General features: G+C 41.9%; 20 protein-coding genes. All 20 read right to left on the bottom strand.

The annotated features are described in order from the left end of the window. Nucleotides 1-14: 14 nt before the first annotated feature. The 20 genes from H9631_RS05170 to rho all read right to left on the bottom strand — a co-directional run bounded on the left by H9631_RS05170 (nucleotide 15) and on the right by rho (nucleotide 17,384). On the bottom strand, nucleotides 15-551 hold the full coding sequence (locus H9631_RS05170) for a F0F1 ATP synthase subunit delta (protein WP_191810605.1): 537 nt from the start codon (nucleotides 549-551) through the stop codon (nucleotides 15-17). Continuing rightward, complete coding sequence (gene atpF, locus H9631_RS05165) at nucleotides 548-1,075, bottom strand: F0F1 ATP synthase subunit B (RefSeq protein WP_191810744.1); 528 nt, start codon at nucleotides 1,073-1,075, stop codon at nucleotides 548-550. Before atpF ends, H9631_RS05170 begins: the two co-directional genes overlap by 4 nt. 324 nt (nucleotides 1,076-1,399) lie before the next feature. Next, nucleotides 1,400-1,612 carry a F0F1 ATP synthase subunit C gene (gene atpE / locus H9631_RS05160; protein ID WP_018708433.1) on the bottom strand — a complete coding sequence of 71 codons (213 nt, stop codon included), beginning with the start codon at nucleotides 1,610-1,612 and terminating at the stop codon, nucleotides 1,400-1,402. Nucleotides 1,613-1,688: 76 nt separating this feature from the next. Continuing rightward, entirely contained in the window at nucleotides 1,689-2,402 is a 714-nt protein-coding gene (gene atpB, locus H9631_RS05155) for a F0F1 ATP synthase subunit A (RefSeq protein ID WP_191810603.1), read from the bottom strand. Between the two features lie 7 nt (nucleotides 2,403-2,409). After that, on the bottom strand, nucleotides 2,410-2,802 hold the full coding sequence (locus tag H9631_RS05150) for an ATP synthase subunit I (protein WP_191810601.1): 393 nt from the start codon (nucleotides 2,800-2,802) through the stop codon (nucleotides 2,410-2,412). A gap of 6 nt (nucleotides 2,803-2,808) precedes the next feature. After that, entirely contained in the window at nucleotides 2,809-3,024 is a 216-nt protein-coding gene (locus H9631_RS05145) for an AtpZ/AtpI family protein (protein ID WP_191810599.1), read from the bottom strand. Between the two features lie 311 nt (nucleotides 3,025-3,335). Then, complete coding sequence (wecB, locus tag H9631_RS05140; RefSeq protein ID WP_191810597.1) at nucleotides 3,336-4,487, bottom strand: non-hydrolyzing UDP-N-acetylglucosamine 2-epimerase; 1,152 nt, start codon at nucleotides 4,485-4,487, stop codon at nucleotides 3,336-3,338. Nucleotides 4,488-4,527: 40 nt separating this feature from the next. Further along, the gene (gene upp, locus H9631_RS05135) at nucleotides 4,528-5,157 is read right to left on the bottom strand and encodes a uracil phosphoribosyltransferase (protein ID WP_191810595.1); all 630 of its coding nucleotides are present in this window, start codon (nucleotides 5,155-5,157) and stop codon (nucleotides 4,528-4,530) included. A gap of 810 nt (nucleotides 5,158-5,967) precedes the next feature. Beyond that, complete coding sequence (locus H9631_RS05130) at nucleotides 5,968-7,230, bottom strand: serine hydroxymethyltransferase (protein ID WP_191810592.1); 1,263 nt, start codon at nucleotides 7,228-7,230, stop codon at nucleotides 5,968-5,970. A gap of 110 nt (nucleotides 7,231-7,340) precedes the next feature. Further along, nucleotides 7,341-7,913 carry a TIGR01440 family protein gene (locus H9631_RS05125; protein WP_191810590.1) on the bottom strand — a complete coding sequence of 191 codons (573 nt, stop codon included), beginning with the start codon at nucleotides 7,911-7,913 and terminating at the stop codon, nucleotides 7,341-7,343. Nucleotides 7,914-7,940: 27 nt separating this feature from the next. Next, nucleotides 7,941-8,387 carry a ribose 5-phosphate isomerase B gene (rpiB, locus tag H9631_RS05120; protein WP_191810588.1) on the bottom strand — a complete coding sequence of 149 codons (447 nt, stop codon included), beginning with the start codon at nucleotides 8,385-8,387 and terminating at the stop codon, nucleotides 7,941-7,943. Between the two features lie 92 nt (nucleotides 8,388-8,479). After that, the gene (locus H9631_RS05115; RefSeq protein ID WP_191810586.1) at nucleotides 8,480-8,914 is read right to left on the bottom strand and encodes a low molecular weight protein arginine phosphatase; all 435 of its coding nucleotides are present in this window, start codon (nucleotides 8,912-8,914) and stop codon (nucleotides 8,480-8,482) included. A gap of 250 nt (nucleotides 8,915-9,164) precedes the next feature. Next, nucleotides 9,165-9,713, bottom strand: coding sequence for a manganese efflux pump MntP (locus H9631_RS05110; RefSeq protein WP_191810584.1), 549 nt, complete (start codon nucleotides 9,711-9,713; stop codon nucleotides 9,165-9,167). Between the two features lie 555 nt (nucleotides 9,714-10,268). Then, the gene (locus H9631_RS05105; RefSeq protein WP_191810582.1) at nucleotides 10,269-11,327 is read right to left on the bottom strand and encodes an L-threonylcarbamoyladenylate synthase; all 1,059 of its coding nucleotides are present in this window, start codon (nucleotides 11,325-11,327) and stop codon (nucleotides 10,269-10,271) included. Between the two features lie 470 nt (nucleotides 11,328-11,797). Then, entirely contained in the window at nucleotides 11,798-12,517 is a 720-nt protein-coding gene (gene spoIIR, locus H9631_RS05100; protein ID WP_191810580.1) for a stage II sporulation protein R, read from the bottom strand. A 72-nt stretch (nucleotides 12,518-12,589) separates the two neighbouring features. Beyond that, on the bottom strand, nucleotides 12,590-13,447 hold the full coding sequence (gene prmC, locus H9631_RS05095; RefSeq protein WP_191810578.1) for a peptide chain release factor N(5)-glutamine methyltransferase: 858 nt from the start codon (nucleotides 13,445-13,447) through the stop codon (nucleotides 12,590-12,592). Then, nucleotides 13,448-14,518 (bottom strand): peptide chain release factor 1, encoded by a 1,071-nt coding sequence (gene prfA / locus H9631_RS05090; RefSeq protein WP_191810576.1) that lies wholly within the window; start codon nucleotides 14,516-14,518, stop codon nucleotides 13,448-13,450. A 351-nt stretch (nucleotides 14,519-14,869) separates the two neighbouring features. After that, nucleotides 14,870-15,487: a thymidine kinase gene (locus tag H9631_RS05085; protein ID WP_191810574.1), complete on the bottom strand. Its 618-nt coding sequence runs from the start codon at nucleotides 15,485-15,487 to the stop codon at nucleotides 14,870-14,872. 116 nt (nucleotides 15,488-15,603) lie between these two features. Beyond that, on the bottom strand, nucleotides 15,604-15,804 hold the full coding sequence (rpmE, locus tag H9631_RS05080; protein ID WP_018708415.1) for a 50S ribosomal protein L31: 201 nt from the start codon (nucleotides 15,802-15,804) through the stop codon (nucleotides 15,604-15,606). 329 nt (nucleotides 15,805-16,133) lie between these two features. Next, nucleotides 16,134-17,384: a transcription termination factor Rho gene (rho, locus tag H9631_RS05075; RefSeq protein ID WP_191810572.1), complete on the bottom strand. Its 1,251-nt coding sequence runs from the start codon at nucleotides 17,382-17,384 to the stop codon at nucleotides 16,134-16,136. Nucleotides 17,385-17,621: the final 237 nt, after the last annotated feature.

The raw sequence follows: 17,621 nt of genomic DNA, 5'->3' as shown, positions 1-17,621 counted from the left end.
TTATTCAAATCGTCTTAACTAGTCAGTTTTCGTCCGAGTCGGTCGAGTTTTCCACGAAGACTTCCGTCAAAGATTCGGTTACCAATACGTACTTTGACACCACCGAGCATGTTCGGATCAACAATATTTTCAATATTCAAGGTCTGTTTGCCTACTTTTGGAGCAAACACAGCAGAAACGGCATTAGATTCATCTGCAGTCAAAGCTCTGACTGAGTAAACAGTTGCTTCAGCAATACCACGTTCTTCGTTCAAATGATTAATATAGGATTCTGCCACTTCAACTAAGATATCTTCTCTATGTCGATCTGCCAATATCATAAAAGTGTTAATAACAGGCGCAGATACGTTTGGAAAAGACTGTTCAATCAGATTTCTTTTTTGCACCACAGAAAGCCTTGGAGATTGCAAAAGACTGATAAAGCCTGGGTTTTGAACTAGAACCTTTTTAATAGCCCTCAGCTCTTCATCAATCTTATCAGATGAGTTTTGTTCTTTTGCTACTTGATAAAGAGCCAAAGCGTAGCGTTCAGCAACTACAGGATTACTCATTGCTCCTCGCCTGCTCTTTCGATATATTCATTGATCAGCTTTTCTTGGTCTTCAGCTGTCAATTCTTTTTCAATCACTTTAGAAGCAATCATTACAGATAATGATGCAACTTGCTCACGTAAAGCCGCAACAGCATTTTCTTTCTCCTGTGCGATTTCTAAGCGTGCAGTTTCTTTCAAACGTTCCGCTTCCTGACGAGCTGTTTCCATAATTTCTTGCTTTTGGTTTTCGCCATGTTTCTTGGAGTTTTCAATCATGTTTTGTGCTTCTTGACGCGCTTCTTTCAATAAAGCTTTTTGCTCTTCAAGCAATTTATTTGCTTCAACGCGACTGTTTTCAGCCGATTCGATTTCACCTGCAATATGCTCTTCACGCTGCTTCATGATGCCCATTAATGGTCCCCAGGCAAATTTCTTTAACAGCGCCATTAGTATAATAAACATTAGAAGCTGGAAAATGATGTCGCCGCCATTAAAACGTACGCCAGCAATTTCTGCCCCTAATACAAAGCTGCTCGTTAACAAGCTTGCTCCACTCCTTTCGGACTTTTCGTATCGGTTTTGAATCAACCGGCCTTCTGCCGGTGGCATGTCAATTATTCAAATGGTTTTTACTGCTAATCAGCGGTAAAAACTACTAAACAAGCGGCCTCCGCTTTTCTTTGTTTAGCTGCGGCACCTAGCCCCTCGAGGTCACAAGCCACTTCCCTGTGGTGGCTGAAGTACTGCCTCCTCGGGAATCGTCTTGTGCTGGTCGGGGCTAGACAAGGCGCCTCCGCTTTTCTTAAAAAATGGCGAAGTGTTTTCTTCTTCGCCATTTTCAAACATGTTCTGATTATTCAATAAATGTTATCTGCCTTGAACCATAAACGCGATAACAACTGCGATGATAGGAATAGCCTCTACCAACGCTACCCCAATGAACATTGTAGTTTGTAGCATACCACGTGCTTCTGGTTGACGTGCAATTCCCTCAACTGTGCGGGAAACGATCAATCCGTTACCAATACCTGCTCCAAGAGCTGCCAATCCGATTGCAATTGCTGCTGCTAACATTCCCATTATAAAGTTCCTCCTTAAAATATATAAAAAGTATTTTGGTTAAAATTCTTTGTCCATTTTGATGAACAAGTATATATTAATGGTCTTCATTGACTTTGTGGGCCAAGTAAACCATTGTCAACATAGTAAAAATAAATGCCTGAATTGCTCCAATAAACACTGAGAATCCCATCCATGCAAGCGTCGGAATTGCCGCTGCAATCCAGCCTCCTGCACCCATGGCTGCAAGGCTTCCGGCCAATAGGCCAAGTAAGATTTCCCCTGCAAAAATGTTTCCATAAAGACGAAGACCTAGTGTTAATGTATTGGCAAATTCTTCAATAATTTTGAGCGGGAATAAGAACCACATTGGGCTGACATAGCCGCGAAGATATTCGCCAAAACCTTTTTGCTTGATTCCGTAGTAATGTGATAAAGCCACTACCATTGTTGCCAAAGTAAGTGTAATGACCGGATCGGCCGTCGGTGATTTCCACCATAATTCGTCGTTGATAGATACTGAAAATGGTAAACCCAGCATGTTGGACACAAATATATAGAATATTAAGGTTACGCCAAGCACGTGGAAATGTCCGCCTGTTTTCCAGTCCATATTACTTTTAACGATCCCTTTGACGAAATCGAATACCCACTCCAAAAAATTCTGCATACCTGTCGGCTTCATTGCCAAAGTCCGTGTACTTATCACGGCAATAATAAACACGATAAGTGAAGCAACAGTAATCATCAATACATTTCCGAGGTTGAAATATAATCCAAATATTTCTTTAATCGGTGCTCCATGATCCATTTAGAACTCACCTCTCTTCCCGCTGCTTGTCTTTTCTAAAAAGGATGGAGATTAAAGCATCTATCGCTATGACAAGGTAAGATGTCATTAATCCTATGATCACACTTATGAGATTGAAGATTTCAGGATACTGCATGGCGATGAATACACCCAAAATAGCGGCTGCCATCCTGGATAATGATCCCAAGGAACGCATCTTACGCCCTGCCAACACAGCTTCCCCAAATTTTTTCATTCTTCGGACCATCATCCACAGGTTAAAAAAACTAATGGAAGTCCCAAGAATCAATCCCATAAAAATAGATTGGTAAGGAGTGAAGCCCCAACCCAATACAAGAATTGCCAATAAGTACAGTATGTACTTCCTTTGTCTATTAAATAACTGCTGGAGGTCATCCATATCTTTCTAATCCCCCGATTGCCGGATTGTTAAAATAACCCCAAAAACTCCTATTGCCAAACCGGCAAGAAGACAGATAATCAAGAAAAGCGGCTCAAGTCCGATTTTTTCATCCAACCATCTTCCAAGGAAAATTCCCACTAGAACAGAGCCAGCCAACTGTGCCAAAACGGCAGAATAAAGGGCCATCCCATGAAGCGGATGACGATTTTTCCTACTCATTTGCATCATCTTTCTCATTTTTTAATCAGGCTACAAATTCCGTGTTTATTTAACAAAATCCGAACGATTTTTGGATGAAAGAAAGTGAATAAACTCTCCTCTTCATACCCTTTGTTAGCATACAATAGGGTCATGTCAAAGTCAACGGGTTTCATGTGAAATTAGAAACAAACTAATCGCGTTTTTCAGTTTGTCACAATTTCATCAAATTTCATCTAACATGTGGTTTTTCGACCTTTTTTTGTCAAGATTTCTGAAAGATAAATCGGCGATACGACATTACCAAAAACAGGAGGAAATTCTCCTCCTGTTCAATCAACTGGCCGAAACGGTTCCGGTCTTTCATTTTTCTTTTGAAAATAATATAATATGGCATCCGCAATCCGCTTTGAAGCTTCTCCATCTCCATAAGGATTCATGGCATGGGCCATTTTCTTATATTTTTCGGAATCAGTAATTAATTCCGTTGCAAGACGATAAATTGTCTCTTCATCCGTTCCAGCAAGCTTCAAGGTTCCTGCTTCAATACCCTCTGGACGCTCTGTCGTATCACGGAGAACAAGGACTGGAACACCGAGCGATGGAGCCTCTTCCTGCACTCCACCAGAATCAGTAAGGATTAAGTAAGCCCGATTCGCAAAGTTATGAAAATCAATAACTCCTAGCGGTTCAATTAAGTGTATTCGCGGGTCATCTCCCAATTCTTCACTCGCAATATTCCGGACAACCGGGTTTAAATGAACCGGATAGATAACCTGGATATCCGACTGCTCATTGATGATTCGTTTAATGGCCCTGAACATGTTCCTCATGGGCTGTCCTAAATTTTCCCTGCGGTGGGCAGTAAGGAGAAGCAAACGGTCACTACCCAGTTTATCGAGTACTTCATGTTCATATTTGTTTTTTACTGTCGTTTTAAGAGCATCGATCGCTGTGTTGCCTGTAATAAAGATACCCTTTTCTTCTTTATCTTCATTAATCAGATTCTGAGCAGCTTTATCAGTTGGCGAAAAATGCAGATCCGCAATAATCCCTGTCAGCTGGCGGTTCAACTCTTCAGGAAAAGGGGAATATTTATTCCAAGTCCTTAATCCCGCTTCAACATGCCCTACAGCGGACTGGTTATAAAATGCGGCGAGACTTGCAGAGAATGTTGTGGTCGTATCACCATGAACAAGGACAATATCAGGCTGGAGTTCCTTTATTACTCCATTAAGTCCCTTGAGGCTGCGCGTCGTAATATCAGTCAGAGTTTGGCTTTCCTTCATGATGTTTAAGTCATAATCTGGCTTGATATTGAAAACTTCAAGTACCTGATCAAGCATTTGCCGATGCTGGGCGGTAACGGCCACGAACGATTCAAAGTCACGGTCTCTTGCCTTTAGCTCCTTCACCAGGGGCGCCATTTTAATGGCCTCAGGTCTTGTACCAAAAACAGATAGTACTTTGATCCGACTATTCATTTGGAATCAGATCCCTCTTCTTTCATTTTTATGATAAGAATTACTTTGTTCCAAATAAACGATCCCCTGCGTCCCCTAAGCCCGGGACAATATATCCTTTTTCATCAAGCTTTTCATCTACGCCCGCAACATAAATATCCACATCTGGGTGAGCTTCTTGGATCGCTTTGACTCCCTCTGGAGCAGCAATCAGACACATAAGCTTAATTTGTTTAGCGCCGCGCTTTTTCAATGAATGGATTGCTTCTACAGCAGTTCCACCCGTAGCAAGCATAGGATCGACGACAATGAAAAATCTCTCCTGTACATCACTCGGCAGTTTTAAATAATATTCGACTGGCTTTAAAGTTTCCGGGTCACGGTAAAGGCCAACATGTCCCACTTTTGCAGCAGGAATCAATTTTAATATACCGTCCACCATTCCAATTCCAGCTCTGAGGATCGGGACGATGCCTATCTTTTTTCCAGCCAGCACTTTTGAGGTAGCCTTGCTCACAGGGGTTTCTACCTCGATCTCTTTTAACGGCATATCCCTAGTAATTTCAAAAGCCATCAGTGTTGCCACTTCATCAACAAGCTCACGAAATTCCTTTGTCCCTGTATTTTTATCACGGATATACGTAATTTTGTGCTGAATGAGAGGATGGTCGATTACATGAACGTTGCCCATAGTGCTCTCTCCTTTATTCTTTATTCTTTTTATTCACGATCAAGACGGGAGCATTTGAAGTGATTCGGATGAACCAATTCACCCTCGCTCTGGTCGTTATATCCTTGCTCATTTTACATAAAAGAAAAACTTTCGGCAAGAACAAAAGTATAAGCGCCTGTTCATCGACGTACAGACTGAGGCGAATTGCGAAAACGCTCGTTTAGTGACGTACAGACTGGACGGCTCCTGACGAGATAAAGGAAACACGATGAGCCGAAGGCGAATCGATGTTGACTTATCGTAGGAAGGAAGAGGAAGTCTGCTAGTCGCTGAGCGTTGTAGCTGGACAGTGATTTCGACGTGATAAAGGAAAAATGAAGTGCGAGAGTGCCTTCTTATCGGCGACAAGCATAAGACGAGTGCTGAGGAAGGCGTAGTTTGCCTTCACCAGCGATTGGCTTATGACCTCGAGCCGATGGCACTCGCAGCCAGACAACACGGAGACGAAGGCAGGCTCAAATCGCGACATCCTGTCGCTTCGCTTGCACTAGGACGTCCTGTACGTCGGCAGGCTCAAGCAGCGACGTCCTGTCGCCTCGCCTGCACTAGTACTTCCTGTACGTCGGCAGGCTCAAGCAGCGACGTCCTGTCGCCTCGCCTGCACTAGTACTTCCTGTACGTCGGAGCCGATGTTGACTTATCGTAGGAGAAGGCGGGAAGTCCACTAGTCGATAGGCACTGGAGCTAGACAGTGAACAAAAGCTTAAGCGCCTGTATATTCAATACACAAAAGAACAGTCTATCTTTTAGACAGACTGTTCATCAAAATTATTCATATAGAGGAAAACGAGATGTGATTGCCTCAACCTTTTTGCTAGCTTCTTCCAGTTTCTCGTTATCATCGTGATTTTTTAGGACAAAAGCAATTAAAGATGCAATTTCATCCATTTCTTTCATTCCAAATCCACGTGATGTAACAGCTGCTGTTCCAATACGGACACCGCTTGTTACGAATGGGCCTTCTGGGTCATATGGGATGGTGTTTTTGTTTGCAGTGATCCCAACATCATCAAGAACTTTTTCTGCATCTTTCCCAGTTAATCCTAAAGAACGTACGTCCAATAAAAGCAAATGGTTGTCTGTTCCGTCAGATACAAGGTTGACGCCTTCTTTTTTAAGACTTTCAGCAAGTCTGTTTGCATTTTCAATAATGAGTTTGGCATAATCTTTGAAATCAGCACGTAAAGCTTCTCCGAATGCAACAGCTTTTGCCGCAATGACGTGCATAAGCGGTCCACCTTGTAACCCCGGGAAAACAGACTTGTCAATCGCTTTTGCAAATTCTTCTTTACAGAGAATCATTCCACCGCGTGGACCACGCAATGTTTTATGTGTAGTTGTAGTAACAAAATCAGCATATGGTACTGGATTAGGATGAAGGCCAGCTGCTACAAGACCCGCAATATGAGCCATATCCACCATAAAATAAGCTCCGACTTCGTCGGCAATTTCGCGGAATTTCTTGAAATCAATGACTCTTGGATAAGCACTTGCACCCGCAACAATCAGCTTCGGCTTATGCTCAAGAGCTTTTTGGCGTACATCTTCGTAATTGATGCGATGGCTTTCTTTATCGACACCATACTCGACAAAGTTATATTGTACCCCGCTAAAGTTAACTGGGCTTCCATGAGTAAGGTGCCCGCCGTGTGACAAGTTCATGCCAAGCACAGTGTCGCCATGCTCAAGAATAGTAAAATATACTGCCATGTTTGCTTGAGCTCCGGAATGCGGCTGTACGTTTACATGCTCAGCACCAAAAATTTGTTTCGCACGGTCGCGTGCTAGGTCCTCAGCTATATCGACAAACTCACATCCCCCGTAATAACGGCGGCCAGGATAGCCTTCAGCATATTTATTTGTCAAAACTGATCCTTGCGCTTCCATTACTGCTTTGCTAACAAAGTTCTCGGATGCAATCAATTCGATTTTGGTCTGTTGCCGGTTCAATTCCTTTTGAATAGCTTCATAAATTTGCGGATCTTCCTGGGCAATAGCACTTAAAGTACTATTTTCACTCAGTTTGCTCATATTGCTCCCCCTCATCCTTTCGAGTTTCGCTTGTATTCGTTAATCGCTTATATTTTAACATGAAGATGTGAATATTCCAAACCTATTTTATCAAAAACGGAACATTATCTTCAAGATTTGCACTGATCGTTCAGTTTCTGCATCTCATATACAGCTCTCACTCCACCAATTAACTTCGGACGAGTTGTTGCAATCGTTACATGGGCATCGCCTATTGATTTTTGGTTGACTCTTATAGGTACGGCTACATGTTTTAAATGCATTCCGATAAATGTATCACCTATATCAATACCCGCATCTGCCTTGATAAACTCAACAACAACCGGATCCTTCATTTGTGAGTATGCACATGTAGCCATGGAACCGCCCGCTTTACGGACTGGAATAACCGTCACTTCTTCCCAGCCATTTTCTGAGGCAGTTTCCCTTTCAACGACCAAAGCACGATTTAAATGTTCACAGCATTGAAAAGCAAGATGAATCTTTTTATCATCCGCAAACTTTTTCAACTCTTCATATAATATAGTTGCCGGTTCTATTGTTCCGGAAGTACCAATTTTTTGCCCGGCAATTTCAGATGTAGAGCAGCCGATAACCAACACTTTTCCCTCTCCGATAGGTAGATTTTCTCTGCATTCGTCAAGAAGGGTACGCACTTCTTCCTGCCATTGTTCAATTGCCATGTAGAACTCCCCCTTGTTGATTTTTAATTATCGTTTATCCAATTCATAATCTGTTATTTTTTGCACCCGTTTTTCATGACGGCCACCTTCAAATTCTGTCTCCAGCCAAGTTTTAGCAATTTCACGAGCTAAGCCCGGACCAATCACACGCTCACCCATTGCTAAAATATTGCTGTCATTATGCAGCCTGGTTGCTTTTGCACTAAACACATCATGCACAAGCGCGCAACGAATTCCCTTCACCTTATTGGCAGCTATGCTCATACCAATACCAGTTCCACAAACTAAAATTCCCCGATCACATTCCCCACTTACTACTTTTTCCGCCACAGGAACTGCATAGTCAGGATAATCTACAGAACCACTACCTTCACAGCCTAAATCTACATATTCAATACCCATTTCATCCATTAACTGGAGAAGCTCCTTTCGGATGTTGACACCACCATGATCCGATGCAATTGCGACTTTCATGAAAGTTTTTTCCTCCTTATTGTTCGTTACACATTTCCTTCATTATAAAAGAAGAGCAGTCCAGTTGCCATTTTGGAGCGCTGAGATTTTGGCTACTCAAGCGAAAGCTTTTCAATCAAACTTTTCATCTCTTTAAATGTCTCACGATATATAGAAATATCTCCCCCAAAAGGATCTGCAATATCAATGTTGCCTTCGGGCCCCACGACATATTCCTTCAAAGTGAAGATTTTATCGGCAGCTGCTGGATACTTGTCCATCAGCATTTCTTTATGTGCTCTTGTCATAGTAAATACATATGAAGCCCAATGTAAGTCTTCCTCAACCAACTGTTTAGACCTATGATCAAGCTGCATCTTGTTTTCATCCAAAACTCTCAATGCATTTTCTGCCGCTCGGCTGCCTTCAGCAGAAAATAAGCCTGCTGATCTAGCAAATGCATTCCCGTTTTGGAGATGGTTAAAAATCGCTTCAGCCATTGGGCTGCGGCATGTATTGCCAGTGCAAACAAACAGTATGTTTTTCATAGCTGCCCCCCTCATACAGTTTTCTATATATTATATCATTATGTTTCACTACCTAACCTAGAATTAGGCGATAGAGGTCACACAACCTGCCACTTCAGCATTTATACAAGCATCACTATGTTATCTATTTCGCGTCATCACAAGGCCTAACCTATTGGAAGGCAGCACATAATAATGATACAGTCTATCCCAATTAAAAAAAAGCTGTAATGAGACAGCTTCAGTAGTTTCAATCTTAATAAACACTTTTTTAGCCAATAAAAACTAACTTGACACCAAAAACGATTAAAATAAAGCCACCAAGCAGTTCTCCGTAAAAACCGAGCCAATTTTGCACTTTCCTTCCCAAAATAAGCCCGCTCCACGTTAATATAGTAGAAACGGCTCCAAAAATAATCATCGCTGCAATTGCTCTTGCTCCAAACATTCCCAAGCTTAACCCTGCGGAGAAACTGTCTAGGCTTACGACCATACTAAAAAAAATCAAGCCCCACCCAACAGGTGTAACAATCGTTTGCTCGTTGTTACGAAAACATGAAACAATCATCAAAATCCCCATAACAACAAGAAGCATACCACCAATATAACCCGTAATTTTCCCGAAAGTCGCAGACAATAGATGCCCCGTCATAATCCCCAAAAGGGGCATCGCCATATGAAACAGACCAATTGTTATCCCGATTGAAAATATTTGACGTAATCTTAGTTTAAAAATTCCCATGCCAAGGGAAACAGAAAAAGCATCCATTCCCACCGCAAATGCCATGATTACTAATGTCACCAATTCAGGAACTATCATGGATAAATCTCCTTTCACCTCGGACGTGCCTATAAAAAATCATATGCGCCGAGGTGAGAGAGTAGACATCCTGTATGGGACTATTAATGTACGTTGAACTAGGCTCTTATGAGCTGTTTGAAGTGGGACACCAGCACAACCACTAGGTATTGATTTGGCTATCCCCGTAGTCCCTTAGTTTAGAAGTCATGAGTGCAAGCCTTTTGTCAATAATAGGAAAAGTCAAGGCGACTACAAACTGCGGCCAACAGAATGTTGGTGTCGACGTTGCCACAGGAAGTGGTGAACTTAGTCGACGATCCTTTAGATAAAGGAAAACGAAGTACGAGATTGCTTGCTTATCGGCGACCAAGCATAAGACAAGCGGTGAAGAAGGCGTAGGTTGCCTTCTTCACCGCTGATTGGCTTATGACCTCAAGTCCATTTACTCACAACCAGAGAACATGGCGAGGAATGCCGCCTCAAGCTGCCTCATTCTGTGGCTAACGATAAAAAAATTGTATACTTTCTTTGCTTTTAATAAAAGCTGGATTTATTTGTCCGGCTTTTACAAAACTATTTTTCGCTTTCCACCTGCGTGATCCTTCTATGAGCTGCCGCTTTTTCAAGTCGGTTCATTACCGCTTCTCCCACCCCTTGAAGCGGATAAACCTCGGCATATATCAAATCAAGATTCTTTTCATCAAAGCTTCTTAACGCCTGATAAAGGGTATGCGCCACACTCTTTAAATCCGACCGTCTTCCAGAAACGACTACCGCATCTGCTTTATAAAAGGAAGCTGATTCTTCAGGAGCAAGCACACCGACCTTTACACCGGAACTCCTCTTTTGATCAATCAGTTCTTGAATCCACGCCTTATCTCCATCTACTAAAAATAACGGCGCGGACGGAGCATAATGTCGATATTTCATCCCAGGAGATTTAGGGGAAGACTCTGAATGTTTCAGAGCGGGATCCTGATCCACCTGTCCAATGACTCTTTCAATCTCTTCTTTAGACAAACCGCCTGGACGTAAAATAATCGGAACCTCCGGAGTGCAATCGAGCACTGTAGATTCCAATCCTACACCCGTAGGACCGCCATCCACTACACCAGCTATCAAGCCCTCCAAGTCAGCCAACACATGCCTGGCCATGGTGGGACTTGGTTTTCCAGATTTATTAGCACTTGGAGCAGCAATAGGCACGCCAGCAGCGTTGATGAGTGCCAATGCCACCGGATGATCTGGCATTCTCACTGCGACTGTTTTGAGTCCAGCCGTTACTAATGATGAAACAGCATCCGGTTTACTTTTAAAAATTAAGGTCAACGGGCCCGGCCAAAATTCATTCATGAGCTTGATAGCCGTTTCCGGGATTTCTTTTGTTAATAAATCGAGCTGGTTCACATTTGCAATGTGGACAATCAGCGGATTATCTGCTGGCCTTCCTTTTGCTTTAAATATTTTTGCAACAGCCTTGTCCGACAACGCGTTAGCACCTAAGCCATAAACTGTTTCTGTTGGGAATGCCACAACTTCTCCTTCTTTTAAATATTGCGCAGCTTCCACAACCTGGGGATAATTATTTTTTATATCCACATTAATATCCACAGACCAATAATTCGTCTTCATATTTCCCACCTCTTTTTACCTAAAAATCCGTCTTTAAATAGGGGCATTTCTTCCATTTTCTACTTCAAATCTCATGTTTGATTCGCAAGTTATTAACAACTTGTGGATAAAATTGGGTAAATTGTGGGTAACTTTGAGTGCCATTGTGAATAACCTTAAAATTACCCACATTAAATTAGCCCCAAGTACAGCATTCCGATTTCTCAATTAAGCTTAACTTTCCTACTTTATTTTTATCATATAAAACAAAAAATCTCCCCTTCGAGAGATTCATTGTGTAATCAAATGCGCCTTGGCGTATTTGCGCCCAGATTTTATCGAGCTCTGCTCGATAAATTTCCTATGAAAATCTTTGGCATCCGCCAGAGGCTTTGACTTTATTCAGCCAGGGTTTGAACCCTCACTGAATGGAATACCACTATGCATTCATCTCACCACTTACAGAAGTGGGAGACTTCTGCTGAATGAAGTTAAAGCAGCTTATCAAACAGTTCTTTCAGAAAAAATTTGACTTCTACTTCCTCTTTCTCTTCCTGTTCTCCTACGAATACTGGAACAGGCACCTCAGTCTGTTCATCCTCTAGGTACGATAAACTTTCATCCTGCTCCATTTCCATATCAACAGTGTTATCCACATCTTCTTCAATCCCTTGACTTACTGCCGCACTGTTGGAAAAATCCAGAAAACAAAGCGGCGGAAAAAGTACACACCACCAGTTGGCTCCTTTTCCTTCACCAAGAGTGATTAAGACAGCTTCATATGTTCCAGCAGGATAAAGATATTGCCCATATAATTTTGTCGGAAACTGAACATCCCCCAAATCGATGCTGACTGAATATTGAAGACCATGCTTTGCAAGTTCGTTTTTCGCAGTTTTTTCGAGCTCCGGAAGCCTTGAAGAAATCACATGCCGGGCTTCCTCAATAGAAGTTAATTGTTCCACCCACTCATTAATTTGCTTATTCACAGCATCCCGGACAGCCCGTTTAACTTCCTGATCTTTTTCACTGTCACTGTTGGCAAGAATCCGAAGCCGGATCGCCTCTTCTGGAATAACCTGCACATTCTCTGCTGCGGAGCTCTCTTGATCCGGAAAATAAAAGCTCATGACAGCTGCTAGCGAGAGAATCACTATATATGCACTTGCAATGTATTTTTGATAGAATTTTTGTTTACTATTTTTTCTCATATTCCCCACCCGTCCCTTCACTAGGACAGTATGGACAATTTTTAAATCTTATAATCAATCAAATAATATTTTCTATATTGCCATAGTGACTATACGCTCCTTGCCGTTAATATCTCTTACAACGTCGATCTCTGCGGCTGAAAAACTTTTCGCCAACAGCCGTTTTACATCCTCACCCTGTCCATCACCGATTTCAAAAAGAACAAGTGCTTGTTCCTTTAAAACCCCGGGCAATTCAGATGCAAAACGACGATAGAAATCCAGTCCATCTTTGCCTCCGAACAATGCCGAATGTGGTTCATGTTCAGAAACAACATCTGATAATTCATCATGGATAGGAATATACGGAGGATTCGACACAACGATATCCAACTTCAGTCCATTATCAATAAACGGCTGGAGCAAATCTCCCTGTAAAAATTGAACCTCAGCGTTTAGGCATTCCGCATTTTTTTTAGCCGTCTGAAGTGCCTTTTCAGATAAATCAGATGCAAAAACATCCAGAACAGGCAATTCTAGCTTTAATGTTATAGCAATAGCACCGCTTCCTGTTCCAATATCCGCCACTTTTAAACCGGATACAGATTTAAATGCTGCACCCAGCTTTTTTAATGTAGCCTCAATCAGCTCTTCCGTCTCTGGACGCGGGATCAGTACATCTTCATTCACAAAAAATTTTCTTCCGTAAAATTCTTCGTATCCGATGATATGTTGAACAGGCTTACCTGCTGCATGTTCCTTGACTGATTCTTCAAAGCGATACCATTCTTGATCGGCAAGAGGCGTTCTTTGTTCAGCAAATAGTTTAGATCGGCTCATGTTTAGTTGAGCTCTCAATAAAATTTCACCGGCATTAGCGTCTCTTCCATTTTCTATCAAAAAAGAAGAAGCCCAGGATAGGGCTTTGAATATGGTTCGTTCATTGGACAATTAATCTTCCACACTTTCAAGCTTTTTGGATTGGTCTTCAACGATCAGTGAATCAATAACTTCATCGAGTTTACCTTCCAGGATTTGATCCAGCTTCTGGATAGTCAAACCGATGCGATGGTCAGTCACACGATTCTGCGGAAAATTATATGTCCGGATCCTTTCAGAACGGTCACCAGTTCCTACAGCGGACTTACGGTTTGCATCATACTCTTCTTGGGCCTCTTGCTGGAATTTATCATAAACCCGAGCACGCAGAACCTTCATAGCTTTATCTTTATTCTTAATCTGAGACTTTTCATCCTGACAGGAAACGACTATTCCGGTCGGAATATGAGTTAAACGTACGGCAGACATTGTCGTGTTGACGCTTTGTCCCCCAGGTCCACTGGAAGCGAACGTATCGACACGAATATCTTTTTCATGTATATCTACTTCTACTTCCTCAGCTTCAGGAAGGACAGCCACCGTTGCTGTTGATGTATGAATACGGCCGCCTGATTCTGTCTCTGGTACACGCTGCACCCTATGTGCACCATTCTCGTATTTCAACCTTGAAAAAGCTCCATTTCCGTTGATAATGAAAATAATTTCTTTGAAACCGCCCAGACCTGTGGAATGTTCCTCAATCACTTCCGTCTTCCATCCGTGGGTTTCAGCATATCTGCTGTACATCCTGTAAAGGTTGCCAGCGAACAATGCCGCCTCATCTCCTCCAGCAGCACCCCGAATCTCCATAATGACGTTTTTATCATCGTTAGGGTCTTTCGGGATCAAAAGAATTTTCAATCTTTCTTCAAAATCCTTGATCCTGACTTCCAATTCATCAATCTCTTCCTTAACCATTTCGCGCATTTCGGGATCGAGCTTATCATCCAGCATTTCTTTGGCATCGTCGTATTCTGATTTAGCCTCTTTATATTCCCTGTATACTTCAACCGTCTCTGCTATGGAAGATTGTTCTTTCGAATATTCCCGGAGTTTTTCCGAATTGTTGACAACTTCAGGGTCGCTCAACAACTCATTTAATTTCTCGTAACGGTCTTCCACCGATTGTAATCTATCGAACACAAGTCTTCACCTCAAAGTTTTTCCTTATATGCTCTTTTTATAGTACACTGTCCACTTTCTGCAAAGCAAACTTTTTTGAAAAAGCGCTTCGTTTTATTTTTACAACTCTTCGGTTATTAACATGTGGACAAGATGATTTAATGAAACACAGCACAAGGCGAATTGTCAGGCGGGGATGCCTCAGCCGCCAAAGGAAAGCAGCAGTATTGTGATTTCGTAAGCAGATTAAGTACACGATATCCTGTACGACGCAGTTGTCCCAAGATAAAGGCTCCCTTTGAAAAATATTTTCTACACAATTTAATTCAAAATAAAAAACCCAGCGTTTCATCTGGATTTTTTTGAGATCAGTTATTCCTCACCTTTTACAGGCTGTGGAAAATGCTTGCTCACTCCCGCAGGCACTTCATGATGGCAGCGACATCTTGCCTCATATGCTTCAGAAGCTCCCACTAAAATAATTGGATCATCAAAACAAGCAGGTTCACCGTTAATGAGACGCTGAGTCCGACTAGCAGGTGCACCACAGACAACACATACCGCTTGCAGCTTTGTCACGTACTCTGCCATAGATAACAACTCCGGCATGGATCCAAAGGGCTCTCCACGGAAATCTTGATCCAGCCCTGCTATAATGACTCTATGACCTGAGTCAGCCAACTGATTGACAACCTCTACAATTTTCTCATCAAAAAATTGTGCTTCATCAACTGCGATAACATCTATATCAGCATGAACCCATTGAAAAATATCAATAGAGTTATCCACTGGTTGTGCCATAGCAGATAGCCCGTTGTGGGAAACAACTTCATTGACACTGTAACGGTCATCTAATTTCGGCTTGAATATCAACAAATTTTGCCTGGCATATTGCACCCTTCTGATCCTTCGGATTAACTCTTCTGTTTTTCCAGAAAACATACTGCCGCAAATTACTTCGATTGAGCCCTTTTGGCTGGTGATTTCCACTTATCCACACCTCTATCCATTTTTTCATAAGCTGCTGCTCATTTGTCCACAAGTTCATAAATGAGCCAAGGCATAAAAAAACAGGCAAGTCGCCTTGCCCGTTTTTCAACGTATGATTATTTAAGTCCGTATTTTTTGTTAAAGCGATCAACACGTCCGTCCGCGGATGCGAATTTTTGACGTCCAGTGTAAAAAGGATGGCAAGCTGAGCAAATTTCCACACGGATATTCTCTTTAACAGAGCCGCTTTCAAATTCGTTACCACATGCACATTTTACAGTCGCTTTTTTATATTCTGGATGGATTCCTGCTTTCATTACATTTCATCTCCTCAATGCCCTGAATCATTTGCTGAAACAGAGTTCTATATTACGATGCAGACATAAATCTACAGTAATTCAAAAAAGCACATTTTTTATTATAACAAGATGACAGTAAAAATGCAATTCAAGCTACACGAAATATTTATTAAATGCGCCCGGATTTTATCAAGCTAGCTGATAAGTTTTTTCCGAAAATCTATGGCATCCGTCGAAAGCTTTAACTTTATTCAGCCGAGGTTTGAACCCCTTATTGAATGGAATGAAATACTATGCATTCATCTCACTACTTACAGAAGTGGGAGATTCTACCGAAAAAGTTAAATCTACTTTGTCGTCAAGGCTTCAAAAAACTCTTCGTTCGTCTTTGTTTGCTTCAGCTTACGCAGAAATTTCTCCGCAAAATCAGGAGTGTCCGACATCGCTTTACGCAATTTCCACATTTTTTCAAGCTGATCTTTCGGTATAAGAAGCTCTTCCTTCCTTGTACCGGAACGGCGAATATCGATGGCAGGGAAAATTCTTCTTTCGGCCAAAGAACGATCCAAATGCAGTTCCAAGTTCCCAGTTCCCTTGAACTCCTCGTAAATCACATCATCCATACGTGAACCTGTATCCACAAGAGCTGTCGCCAAAATAGTCAAGCTTCCGCCCTCTTCAATATTTCTAGCCGCACCAAAAAATCGCTTTGGACGGTGGAATGCCGCAGGGTCAATACCACCAGAAAGCGTTCTTCCACTTGGAGGAATGACTAGATTATAAGCGCGGGCAAGTCTAGTGATACTATCCATCAAAATGATCACATCTCGTTTGTGCTCCACAAGTCTCATCGCACGTTCAAGCACAAGTTCAGCCACTTTAATATGATTTTCCGGAACCTCATCGAATGTGGAGCTTACAACTTCCGCACCTACTGAGCGTTCAATGTCTGTAACTTCCTCAGGCCTTTCATCAATTAACAATACAATCAATTCTGCTTCGGGATGATTTGTCGTAATTGAATTGGCGATCGATTTTAACAGCATTGTTTTACCGGCTTTCGGAGGAGCTACAATCAAGCCACGCTGCCCAAAACCAACCGGGGAAATAAGATCCATGATTCTAGTAGATAAGTTTGAAGGGGTTGTCTCCAATTTAATCTGTCTATCCGGATACAACGGAGTCAATGCCGGGAAATGGACACGCTCTTTAGCACTTTCTGGATCATCTCCATTGACCGCCTCCACATGAAGCAATCCATAGTACCGTTCGTTTTCCTTAGGCGGACGCACTTTTCCGGAAACCTTATCGCCATTGCGCAAATCAAAACGGCGAATCTGTGATGCTGAGATATAAATATCCTCAGAACTTGCCGTATAGTTAATTGGCCTTAAGAAACCAAATCCTTCAGATTGAATGATTTCCAAGACTCCTTCCATGAAAAAGAAGCCTTCCTGCTCCGCACGAGCTTTTAAAATGGCAAATATCAATTCTTTTTTTGTAAGTTTGCTGTAATAGGAAACTTTATATTCGCGGGCAAGTTCATATAATTCTTTCAGTTTCATATCTTCTAATGAAGAGATGGTTAAACCAGCCATTTCTACACCACACTTTTTCTATATTTTATTGTTTTTATACTAAATTCACACACACTTTGTTTTCATCCTGCTTTAATCTTCTTGTCTGTTAATCCTCTTGAAGTCGTTGATTGTAATATAACATTATGTTGAGAAAGTGGAAGGATTTTTTTGAGTGCATTTCACATGAAGAATAGGAAGAATGAGACCATGGCGTTGTGTTACACAACTTAAAAGTCATGAAGGAGGGAATACATC

The sequence above is a fragment of the Bacillus norwichensis genome (assembly GCF_014836955.1).
Classification (GTDB): domain Bacteria; phylum Bacillota; class Bacilli; order Bacillales; family Bacillaceae_C; genus Siminovitchia; species Siminovitchia norwichensis.
This window is presented reverse-complemented; position numbering and strand designations above follow the sequence as displayed.

Bases quoted from the DNA above. Each gene is read 5' to 3' on its own strand.
- H9631_RS05170 (WP_191810605.1), bottom strand. From the start codon at position 551: ATGAGTAATCCTGTAGTTGCTGAACGCTACGCTTTGGCTCTTTATCAA.
- atpE (WP_018708433.1), bottom strand. From the start codon at position 1,612: ATGGGAATGTTAGCAGCAGCAATTGCAATCGGATTGGCAGCTCTTGGA.
- atpB (WP_191810603.1), bottom strand. From the start codon at position 2,402: ATGGATCATGGAGCACCGATTAAAGAAATATTTGGATTATATTTCAAC.
- H9631_RS05150 (WP_191810601.1), bottom strand. From the start codon at position 2,802: ATGGATGACCTCCAGCAGTTATTTAATAGACAAAGGAAGTACATACTG.
- H9631_RS05145 (WP_191810599.1), bottom strand. From the start codon at position 3,024: ATGAGTAGGAAAAATCGTCATCCGCTTCATGGGATGGCCCTTTATTCT.
- wecB (WP_191810597.1), bottom strand. From the start codon at position 4,487: ATGAATAGTCGGATCAAAGTACTATCTGTTTTTGGTACAAGACCTGAG.
- upp (WP_191810595.1), bottom strand. From the start codon at position 5,157: ATGGGCAACGTTCATGTAATCGACCATCCTCTCATTCAGCACAAAATT.
- H9631_RS05130 (WP_191810592.1), bottom strand. From the start codon at position 7,230: ATGAGCAAACTGAGTGAAAATAGTACTTTAAGTGCTATTGCCCAGGAA.
- H9631_RS05125 (WP_191810590.1), bottom strand. From the start codon at position 7,913: ATGGCAATTGAACAATGGCAGGAAGAAGTGCGTACCCTTCTTGACGAA.
- rpiB (WP_191810588.1), bottom strand. From the start codon at position 8,387: ATGAAAGTCGCAATTGCATCGGATCATGGTGGTGTCAACATCCGAAAG.
- H9631_RS05115 (WP_191810586.1), bottom strand. From the start codon at position 8,914: ATGAAAAACATACTGTTTGTTTGCACTGGCAATACATGCCGCAGCCCA.
- H9631_RS05110 (WP_191810584.1), bottom strand. From the start codon at position 9,713: ATGATAGTTCCTGAATTGGTGACATTAGTAATCATGGCATTTGCGGTG.
- H9631_RS05105 (WP_191810582.1), bottom strand. From the start codon at position 11,327: ATGAAGACGAATTATTGGTCTGTGGATATTAATGTGGATATAAAAAAT.
- spoIIR (WP_191810580.1), bottom strand. From the start codon at position 12,517: ATGAGAAAAAATAGTAAACAAAAATTCTATCAAAAATACATTGCAAGT.
- rpmE (WP_018708415.1), bottom strand. From the start codon at position 15,804: ATGAAAGCAGGAATCCATCCAGAATATAAAAAAGCGACTGTAAAATGT.
- rho (WP_191810572.1), bottom strand. From the start codon at position 17,384: ATGGCTGGTTTAACCATCTCTTCATTAGAAGATATGAAACTGAAAGAA.